This is a genomic window from Chitinophaga sp., assembly GCF_036569125.1.
GTDB lineage: Bacteria > Bacteroidota > Bacteroidia > Chitinophagales > Chitinophagaceae > Chitinophaga.
Genome location: NZ_DATCRF010000064.1, coordinates 1 through 10,502 on the forward strand (window position 1 = coordinate 1; position 10,502 = coordinate 10,502).

8 protein-coding genes are annotated in these 10,502 nt (G+C 48.5%); 6 read left to right on the forward strand and 2 right to left on the reverse strand.

What is annotated here, in order from left to right:
* Positions 1–2,232: glycoside hydrolase family 65 protein (locus VIM87_RS02370; RefSeq protein ID WP_331995417.1), on the forward strand; the 2,232-nt coding region annotated here is incomplete at its 5' end.
* A 90-nt stretch (positions 2,233–2,322) separates the two neighbouring features.
* Positions 2,323–3,708 carry an MFS transporter gene (locus VIM87_RS02375; RefSeq protein ID WP_331995418.1) on the forward strand — a complete coding sequence of 462 codons (1,386 nt, stop codon included), beginning with the start codon at positions 2,323–2,325 and terminating at the stop codon, positions 3,706–3,708.
* A 28-nt stretch (positions 3,709–3,736) separates the two neighbouring features.
* On the opposite strand, the gene VIM87_RS02380 is transcribed toward VIM87_RS02375, so the two are convergent.
* Positions 3,737–4,117 carry a SnoaL-like domain-containing protein gene (locus VIM87_RS02380; RefSeq protein ID WP_331995419.1) on the reverse strand — a complete coding sequence of 127 codons (381 nt, stop codon included), beginning with the start codon at positions 4,115–4,117 and terminating at the stop codon, positions 3,737–3,739.
* Positions 4,118–4,212: 95 nt separating this feature from the next.
* Between VIM87_RS02380 and VIM87_RS02385 the strand changes: the two genes are divergently transcribed.
* The gene (locus VIM87_RS02385) at positions 4,213–5,091 is read left to right on the forward strand and encodes a carbohydrate kinase (protein ID WP_331995420.1); all 879 of its coding nucleotides are present in this window, start codon (positions 4,213–4,215) and stop codon (positions 5,089–5,091) included.
* On the opposite strand, the gene VIM87_RS02390 is transcribed toward VIM87_RS02385, so the two are convergent.
* Positions 5,088–7,037: a glycosyl hydrolase family 18 protein gene (locus VIM87_RS02390; protein WP_331995421.1), complete on the reverse strand. Its 1,950-nt coding sequence runs from the start codon at positions 7,035–7,037 to the stop codon at positions 5,088–5,090. The two genes, VIM87_RS02385 and VIM87_RS02390, sit on opposite strands and share 4 nt — an antisense overlap.
* 314 nt (positions 7,038–7,351) lie before the next feature.
* Here VIM87_RS02390 and VIM87_RS02395 point away from each other — a divergent pair, with 314 nt between their 5' ends.
* The 3 genes from VIM87_RS02395 to VIM87_RS02405 are packed head-to-tail and all read left to right on the forward strand — an operon-like array spanning position 7,352 to position 10,298.
* A complete protein-coding gene (locus VIM87_RS02395) occupies positions 7,352–7,924 on the forward strand; it encodes a DUF4255 domain-containing protein (RefSeq protein ID WP_331995422.1) in 573 nt (190 codons plus the stop codon).
* A 28-nt stretch (positions 7,925–7,952) separates the two neighbouring features.
* Positions 7,953–8,777 (forward strand): hypothetical protein, encoded by an 825-nt coding sequence (locus VIM87_RS02400; protein ID WP_331995423.1) that lies wholly within the window; start codon positions 7,953–7,955, stop codon positions 8,775–8,777.
* A gap of 18 nt (positions 8,778–8,795) precedes the next feature.
* Positions 8,796–10,298 (forward strand): phage tail sheath family protein, encoded by a 1,503-nt coding sequence (locus tag VIM87_RS02405; protein ID WP_331995424.1) that lies wholly within the window; start codon positions 8,796–8,798, stop codon positions 10,296–10,298.
* Positions 10,299–10,502 lie beyond the last annotated feature (204 nt).

Here is a 10,502-nt window from a genome sequence, read left to right on the forward strand (position 1 = left end):
GGCCGTATGGGCCAGCGTGCCAATTTTGAAGAAGCCTACTCCGGCGAAACACTGTCCGGCAACTACGTAGCCGGCGTGTATTATCCCGATAAAACCCGCGTGGGATGGTGGAAGAACGGTTATCCCGAGTATTTTGCCAAAGTGCTGAATGCCGCCAACTGGATCGGTATAGACATACGTATCAATGATGAGGTGCTGGACCTTCACACCTGCACGGTGAGCAATTTCCGGCGGGTGCTGAATATGAAGGCCGGTTACCTGGAACGTTCCTTTACAGCCACGCTTAACAGCGGCAAACAGGTGAGCGTGCACACACAGCGTTTCTGCAGCATTGTAGATGATGAAGCAGGCGCGATCCGCTATAGCATTACCCCGCTGAACTTTGACGGCCAGCTTACCATCACGCCTTTTATAGATGGTGATGTAAAGAACCAGGATGCTAACTACGATGAAAAATTCTGGGAAGAGGTAGGACGTGAAGCCACCAGCCAGGGCTCTTTCCTGACCCTGCGCACCAAGAAAACAGGTTTTGATGTGTGCACCGGTATGCAATTCAAAGTTTGCAGGGAAGGGGTAGAAGTAGCATCCCCGGCCCTCCCGGTAGAAGCGGAGAAATACGTGGCCGGCCGTGTAGTGGTATCCGTGAGCGCTAACCAGGAGATCACCATTTTTAAATATGCCGCTAATCTTTCCTCGGAAAATCATGCAAGGGAAGATCTTACAGGCGCCTGTAAGCAGCTGATAGCGCACATCTACTCAAAAGGTTTTGACCGCATGCTGGAAGAGCAGGCCGCAGCATGGGCCGCTAAATGGCAGGAGAGTGATATCATCATCACCGGCGATGCAGCTGCGCAGCAGGGCATCCGTTTCAATATTTTCCAGCTCAATCAAACCTATACCGGTGAAGATGCGCGCCTGAACATTGGCCCCAAAGGATTTACCGGGGAAAAATACGGCGGTGCATCTTACTGGGATACAGAAGCCTACTGCATTCCCTTTTACCTGGCAACTGCTGATCCGCAGGTAGCGCGTAACCTGCTGCTCTATCGTTACAATCATCTGCCAAAAGCCATTGAGAATGCCGCCAAGCTGGGTTTCAGCAACGGCGCTGCATTGTATCCCATGGTAACCATGAACGGGGAGGAGTGCCATAATGAATGGGAGATCACGTTTGAAGAAATTCATCGCAATGCCGCTGTTGCATTTGCTATCTATAATTACACCCGCTACACCGGCGATACAACCTACCTGGCAGATTATGGCCTGGAAGTACTGATCGCTATTGCCCGCTTCTGGGCGCAGCGGGTAAACTGGAGCAGCGCCCGCAACCAGTATGTAATGCTGGGCGTAACAGGCCCCAATGAATATGAGAACAACGTAAACAATAACTGGTATACCAGCACTATGGCCGGCTGGTGCCTGGAATATACGCTGGATGCGCTGCATACCGTACAGCGCCAGTGGCCGGAAAAGGTAAGCGCCGTTATTGCAGCTACAAAATTCCGCGCAAAGGAAGAAACAGCCCGGTGGCAGCACATCATCCAAAACCTGTATTACCCGGCAGATGAAACGCTGGGCATTTTCCTGCAGCAGGATGGTTACCTGGATAAAGAACAGATCTTGGCCAAAGACCTGGACCCCGCACAACGCCCGCTGAACCAGCATTGGAGCTGGGACCGCATTTTGCGCTCCTGCTTTATTAAACAGGCCGATGTATTGCAGGGATTATATTTCCTGGAAGAGCGTTTTGATGAAGATACCCTGCGCCGCAACTTTGACTTTTATGAGCCACGCACGGTGCATGAAAGCTCACTCTCACCCTGCGTGCATGCTATTATTGCAGCAAAGCTGGGCGATGAGCAACGCGCCTACGAGTTTTACCTGCGTACTTCGCGCCTTGACCTGGACGATTATAATAACGATACGGAAGACGGCCTGCACATCACATCCATGGCCGGTACCTGGATGAGCGTGGTGGAAGGTTTTGCCGGCATGCGCGTACGCAACGGCCATCTGCACCTGGCGCCTTTTCTGCCGGCTAAATGGCAATCCTTTGCCTTTAAGATCCGTTTCCGCGGCGCCCTCTTAAAAGTGCAGGTGGATAAGCATGGCGTAAATATCTTCAATCAGTCAGATAAGGAAATAAGCGTGTACATTCACGATACTGCGTACATTGTAAAACAACAGGATTCAGTTACAGTTGCGGATTATCAATTACGAATTACGAATTAGGTACTGCGTGATGATATTGTTCTATCATCAACCGCTGCATTTTAATTCGTAATTCGTAATTGAATAATTCGTAATTCTCAACAGCATCACATGATTACAGCATCCGCCAAGCCTGCGCTTCGTTTGCCACAGATCTGGAACATGAGCGTAGGTTTTTTAGGCATACAATTCGGTTTTGCCCTGCAAAATGGCAATGCCTCCCGTATCCTGCAAACCTTTGGGGCAGATGTGGAGCATTTGTCGTTATTCTGGCTGGCAGCCCCGCTTACCGGTATGATCGTGCAACCCATCATCGGCCATTTCAGCGACCGTACCTGGAACCGCCTGGGACGCCGTAAGCCTTACTTCCTGTTTGGCGCGCTGGCCGCTGCATTAGCATTGGTATTACTGCCCAATGCCGGCGTTATCACCGCCTTGCTGCCGCCTATCTTAATAGGCGCCGGTATGCTTATGATCATGGATGCATCTATTAACGTAGCCATGGAACCTTTCCGTGCGCTGGTAGCGGATAACCTGCCGGATGCACAACGCAGCACCGGTTTTTCCGTACAAACATTTTTAATAGGCATAGGCGCAGTGGCCGGCTCCTGGCTGCCTTACCTGCTGGCGGAATACGGGCACATTGCCAAAACCGCTGCTCCGGGCGCTGTGCCGGATAACGTGCGTTACTCCTTTTATATAGGCGCAGCAATACTGGCCGGCGCTATTTTATGGACCATCTTCACTACCCGCGAATATTCACCGGAAGAACATGCCCGCTTTAACCCGGAAGAGCCGGAGCGCAATACCGCTAAAGGCCTTACGGTTATCATCAAAGATTTTGCTAACATGCCCCTAGCCATGCGGCAGCTGGGGTTGGTGCAGTTCTTTTCATGGTTTGCCCTGTTCTCAATGTGGGTGTTCACTACCCCGGCCATTGCGCAGCATGTGTACCAGGTGTTGCCGGGCGATACCTCTTCAGTGAAGTTTGCAGATGCAGGCAACCAGGTGTCTTTCCTGTTCGGTATTTACAATGGTGTATCCGCCGTATATGCGTTATGTTTACCCACGCTGGTACGGTTAACCAGCCGCAAAACCACGCATGCATTATCCCTGGCATTGGGCGGCATTGGCCTTATATGGATCTATTTTATTCACACACCGGGCTTGCTCATCTTTCCTATGATCGGTATCGGGCTGGCCTGGGGCAGCATCCTCTCTATGCCCTATGCCATGTTATCCAGCGTATTGCCGGTACAAAAAATGGGCGTGTACATGGGCATCTTTAATTTCTTCATCACCTTTCCGCAAATTGTAAATGGTTTGTTAGGCGGTTTAATCGTGAAATATATTTTCGGCGGCCAGGCCATTTATGCACTTACCATGGCAGGGGTATGTATGTTATGCGGAGCCCTGGCAGTATTGTATGTAAAAGATGGGGAGCAGCCCCTGCTGAAAATAAAAAGCACCCGTACAAGTCCTGCACGGGCGCTGTGATATAAATGCGGGGCTGAATCCTGCGTTATTACATAAAGAATTGTTCGGATATAATTTTTCCGTCTTTTACCTCATACACACAAAGCTCTGACATTTTCATGCTTCCTTTTTGTTTCATGGTAATATCCATGTTCATAGAAAAAGCAAAGCTGTTCTCCCCAAAAATGGGATCGCTGATGTCAATACCGTGTATGGCTTCAACCATCGACTGAAATTTTTCTCCCTTCTGCAGCATCTTATCCAATCCCCTTGTTTCCTTTTCAAAATCATCCGTAGCATACGGTTCAATGCTTACGGCATCATCTGCATACAATTCCTTTTGCGCAGTTTCAAATTCACCTTTCCGGCAAAGTTCTGTCAGGCGGGCGGCGACGGCCCTTGTGCTCATGGTGGAAGTTGCTGTTGTCATGGTGGATTATTTTTAGTAATAATACCACAAAATTACGGCCATATATTTAAAACGGACTGTAGTTATCATGTACACTTTTTAATAACTTCATACTTATGTATAATATTATATGCTTTGGCGAAATGCTGTGGGATGTGCTTCCGCAGAAGGAATTACCCGGTGGTGCGCCCATGAATGCAGCCTACCACCTGCAAAAACACGGACAGCAGGTAGCAGTGATCTCAAAAGTGGGAAAAGATAATTATGGCGAACGGCTGCTCACACTGTTAAAAGACAACAGTATCACAACGGATTACGTGCAGCAGGATGCGCTGCAGCCCACCGGCAAAGTGCTGGCGCAGCCCATTGGAGAGCATGATGTACAGTATAACATCCTGTTTCCCGTAGCCTGGGATTTTATTGAATGGCAGCCCGCATTGGGCGCTCTCCTGCAGCAGGCGCAATACCTGGTGTTTGGCAGCCTGGCGGCACGCAACGAGGTATCCCGTAACACCCTGCAAAAACTATTGAACTGGAAAATAAAGAAGGTGCTGGATATTAACCTGCGCCCTCCGCACTATAACCCTGAACAAATTAAAGACCTGTTGAAGCAGTGCGATATTTTAAAATTAAATGAGTCGGAATTGCAGCTCATCAGCAGCTGGTATGGCGCTTTCTCCACAGCTGAGGAACAAGTACGCATTATTGCCCGCCAGTTTAATATTAATACCATTGTTGTTACCATGGGCGCCAGCGGTGCATTGCTGTATATGAACGATCGCTTTTACACGCACCCCGGCTTTCGTGTAAAAGTAGCAGATACCATTGGCAGCGGGGATGCATTCCTGGCAGGCTTTCTCAGTAGCTTAATTAAAGGCCGCACGCCGGAGGAATGTTTAACCATTGCCAATGCTACCGGCGCATTGGTGGCATCCCGCTCCGGCGGCTGCCCGCCATACAGCCTGGGCGAAATAGCCGCCCTTATGGAAGCTTAAGGCACTTCATCTCTTTGCAGTAAAGGCAGCAGCAGAAAGCGGGTGGCTACAATACCCACTGCAAAACCAATGGCTAGGATGATGAGTAAAGTATTCAGCGGCACGCTATGGCATTGCGCAGGATTGTCGCTGATACCCAGCCAGGGCAATTTTTTACTGAGGAAGATGGCCATGGCCGCAGTAATAATAAACAGGTTCACCACCACTATTAATAGTATCAGCACTTTCTTTTTCATTTCCCATCCATCGCCATTATCACGTATGCCGCCAATGTAAAAAACCGTAAGCGTTACCATCAGTCCAAAAAGTAAGATGGCGGCATACATGAAATAGGTTTCGCCCACATAGTCGGTTGTTTTTACGCTGCAGGGGTCGCGGAACATACGGCGGTATGCACTCAGCTCGCGTTTTATTTTTTGCCAGAAGGTAAGGTGCACGGGCAGGGGAGGGGTAAGCCGTATAGTATCCAGGAACACGGTATCGGGCACTACAAATTTTGCGCTCAGCTCATCCCACAGGTCTGCATAGCCGTCGTCCGCACCCAGTGTCCATAGCGCCACGCCGCCCAGGTTATTATTTAATACATAATCATATTTAGGTCCCAGGGTGCTGGCATCATCAAACCATATTTCCGAGGTTACATCACCCACATCATCCTTTTCTTCAATAAAAGCCGATTCCGCAATCTCGTCATACATAGCAATAGTATCTGAGGGGTAACGCTTTTTAATATCACGGTAGCTGATGTAATTCATAAAGCCATCCGGTTTGCCGTTTGCGCCTTTCTTCCATACTGCGCCATAATAAGGCAACAGCAGCACAAACTTGGCCGGCGGAATGTCGCGCTGCAGGTAGCGGGAAACCGAAGCGTCAATAGCCTGTGCAGGACTGCCTTTCAGTGGCGCCAGCGCACCGGCTATGTTACCGCTGGCACGGGTAAGATCTATCAGGAAAAAAGTAACAGAAGCATTCAGCGCCTGCAGGTCATACGCCAGCTCTTTATCAAATGCAGGCACCACCACGTTTACGGTATACCCGGCGTTAAAGCTATGCAAATGACTATACAGCAGCTGAATGAAATCAGTAAAGGCCTGCCGCTGTTTTTTATTTACCTGCTGAAAATAGATGGTTACGCCCCTCGCATGCTTTTGTTCTAATAAGCCGGCCAGCGTATCTGCAAAGATCAGCTGCACATCTTCATGCTGTAACAGGGCCGAAGTGTTGGCCGCGCTTTTGTCGGATATGATCAGCTGAATGCTGCAACCCGCTGCGCTGGCAGCTTCCAGGGCTTTCAGACTGTCGGCATTAAAGCTGGCCTTTAACCTTCCTGTGATACCATCCACCGTATATCCTAAAAAGCTGAAGGTGGTAAGCGCGCTGAAATTGTAGTTCAGGTATTTATCCTCCATCCAGTAGGGATGAATGCCCATCACGTTCACCTTTTGGGTAAGGTTAAGGGTATAGCGTATGCCGGTGCTGTCGTTCATGCGCAGCGTGTCTACTTTATCGCCCGGGCGTCCGTAAATAGCGCGGATGGTTTTTAGTTGCTCCTGCTTGGCTTTCTCTGCATCTGCCAGGTCTGTTTTCTGCTGCAGGATGGGCAGCATCTTATTTACCAGTGAATTAAGGTCACTCTCAGGTGATGCAGCTGCCGAATCTTTTTTTACAGGTACGGTATCTTTTTTAGGCGGGGGCGGTACGCGGCAGCAGCTTCCCATGGTGCCTATCAGCGCCACCAGGGAATCAAAATGCTGGTTCTCTGTTTTGGATAGCTGTTCATTCAGCAGCTGTATGTCATGCGCAGTTACTACCAGCGAATCCGCCAGTATCTGGTTAATGATGCTGATAACGCGTTCCTGTTCGCGGGCTCTTGCATTCTTTGTGAACTTAAATGCGTTCAGTATCTTCTTGATCAGTTTAGCCTTAACAGCAGTGTCCTTAGGCATTTCAGGCTTACTAACCTTATCGGGTATCTGAAGCTTTTGACCATAGGCATAAGGAGCGCATATATTAAGTATAATAAGTACAAACAGGAAACCGGTTAATTTTCTGAGGGAGCACATAGGGCTGTAGTGTATATAAAAAATAGAGAATTAAATTTTAAAGAAAAATTTTTATTTAAATTTTTAGCGACTATCTTGTGTGTGGAATATTATTCAAAGTAGGACTGCAGCCCTAACAACTCAACTTAACCAATTTACAACTTTAACTTAACAAATCTACCTTACCTAGCTGTCATTTTAGACAGAAAATTAAATGAATGATCTATGAGACCTTGATCTGCATTACAGAAGAAATTAATAACAACTTTAAAAGAAAGCTACAAACAAACGAAGAAAAAGTGATCTTATCCGGTATTGTGAACCAGGATGGTTCTATCGCAATACAGGGAGAGAACAAGATTGTTGTCACATTGTTGAATGTAGAGAAAGACACTGTTGGTAAAAGCAGCGCCGGAGCCGTTCCGGGCGTAACTATCCCGAACACAGCCTCCGCTGTGAATATCAATTTATATGTGTTGTTTTCCGCCTATTTCAGCAGTGCCAATTATCATGAAGCTCTCAGGTTTCTATCCTTTGTAGTCGCTTACTTTCAATCTAAGAACGTTTTTACCCGGAGCAATACTCCCTCAATGGATCCCCGCATCGGGAAGCTGATCTTTGAGATGGAAAGCCCCGGGGCAGATAAGTTAAACAACATATGGACCACACTCGGAGCTAAGTACATGCCTTCTGTAGTGTACAAGATCCGTATGCTATCCTTTGATGATTCCATTATAAAGGAATACAGGCCTTCCGTTACCGGTACCGAAGGACGCGTAGGACCTGCATGACCAAACTCAAGCCCGGAAACAAATACAGGTGAAATATGAAATATTAACCGCTGTATTTTACCGTCATACTTTTTTCACAGGCCCCGGTTACGATGGGATCAACGCGCGTGTAACCGCATCCGCAGCAAAGGAACTGCTCCGCCATGGTTTGTTATTCAAACCGCTGCGGGATGGTTTTATGTTGCTGTATGATGCGCAGCAGGCGCGGAGCCAGCGTAGCAGGGATATTGTGCTGAAAGAAAATTTCACGTTGGAGTTTGATCTGTTCCTTACAGATCACCTGTTCTACAACTATACCCAGGTGAATGTACCGGATATTACCGGTACGGTTTTCTTTTTCAGTAATGATGCGCAGTCTGCCGAAGGTGTGTTGCACCGGGCCGGCTATGTAAGCACACAGGACCTGCGGGCGGTAAATACCTTGCAGGAGCAGTTTTTTACAAAGCCCTTTGGAAGGATAGCGTTGCAGATAGATGAAAAGCTGCAGTCATCTTATCAGATCCGCTTTTCTGCCAGGGCCAGCCGTTGGTGCTATTTTTTAATGAGCGAAGGGTTGCAGTCGCTTTCACGGCCTGCCGTGATCAGCACTAACGGCAACGGCTACTTCGGTGTGCCACAACTGGTTACTTTGCCTGATAAGGGCGAAGTTCCCGTATTTATATCTAAGATCCCTGTACCATTAGGGAATGCAAACAATACCGTTTTTCAGCTGGTAGACTATTCCACTGCCGGCGATGATAAATATAAAGTGATCATATCCGCATTGCCGGCGCCGGAAACGGGCCGGATCTCCAATGCGGCCGCTGCCTTTTATGAAAGCGGGTTTGAATACGCAGAAATATTTTTATACTAATCTCAAAAAACCACACAAATGGCTTCAACACTCATGACCCCTGGGGTTTACATTGAGGAAAAGAATGCATTTCCCAGTTCCATCACTGCCGTGGCAACTGCTGTTCCCGTGTTTATCGGGTACACGCAAAAGGCTGAACGGAACGGGAAATCACTGGTCCACAAGCCCACCAGGGTCACTTCCTTTGCAGAATTCCTGGAAAACTTCGGCAGCAGCTTTAAACCTAAATTCACCCTGGCAGAGCCGGATCCAAAGGTGAAACAGGAAACTTTCCGCATCAACGGCAAAGATTCTATCGTAAAGATCAATGACAAGAACACTGCATACCTGTATAGCAGCATCCGCCTGTTCTACGCCAATGGAGGCAGCATTTGTTATATCCTGTCAGTAGGCACCTACGGCGATAAGCCCGATGGATTTGATATTGCCGCCGATGACTTTATTGGCTCAGATTCCAAACCCAACGTGTTCTCTATACTGGAAAAGGAACCGGAGCCCACCCTGGTAGTAATGCCGGATGCTATCGCATTGGGCGAGGATTGTTATACCTCCGTTTATACGCAGGTGCTGAACCATTGCGCCGGTATGCAAAGCCGTTTCGGCATTTTCGACCTGGTAAAACAATTGCCCGCAGATACAACGGATACCGTTGTTACCGCCTTCCGTGAAAAGATAGGCATCAACTTCCTGAACTATGGCGCTGCCTATTATCCCTGGCTGAGAACCGGCGTGGTACAGCCGGATGAGATGAGCTTTGAGAATCTGGATGCCTCCGTAGACCTGGAAACTTTGCTGCCGGAACCCGCTGCCACCATTATCATAAAGAAGTTTAAGGAAAGCGCTAACCCGGACAGCAGTACGAAAAAGAATTACCACCAATCGCTGAAAACAGCCAGCCCTACGTATGTGCATATACTGGAAGAGATCCGTAACACGCTGAATGAGCTGCCGCCCAGCGGCGCCATGGCAGGCATTTATACTACGGTAGACAGTAGCCGCGGCGTATGGAAAGCGCCTGCCAATGTATCTGTAAGCCTGGTGAATGCGCCTTCCGTAAATATCTCTAACGAAGAGCAGCAAAGCCTGAACGTAGATATTATTGCCGGTAAATCCATCAATGTGATCCGTCCTTTCCCCGGTGTAGGCACACTGGTATGGGGCGCAAGAACGCTGGATGGGAACAGCCTGGACTGGCGTTACATTAACGTGCGCCGCACGCTGATCATGATCGAGCAATCCGTGAAGCTGGCCACCCGTACTTATGTATTTGAGCCCAATGATGCATCCACCTGGATCTCGCTGAAAACCATGATCAGCAACTTCCTGGAAAACCTCTGGAAACAGGGCGCGCTGGCCGGTGCGGCGCCAGGGCAGGCATTTGATGTACAGGTAGGTTTAGGCGCCACCATGACCCCGCAGGATATCCTCGACGGCGTTATGCTGGTAACCGTTAAAGTTGCCTTATCACGCCCTGCGGAATTTATCGTGATCACATTCCAGCAGCAAATGCAACAAAGCTAAAAGCGCAAAGCATAAAGCACAAAGCATAAAGCAAAAAGCCCTCTGCGCTGCATTAAAGCTTTTCGCTTTCTGCTTTCCGCTTCATTCCTAATTGATAACTCGTAATTAAAACTTACGTTATGGCAGATTTAAAAACAGACGGTTCTACCCAGTCGGCCAACATATGGCCATTAGTGAAATTTTCCTTCAAGGTAATATGGGATA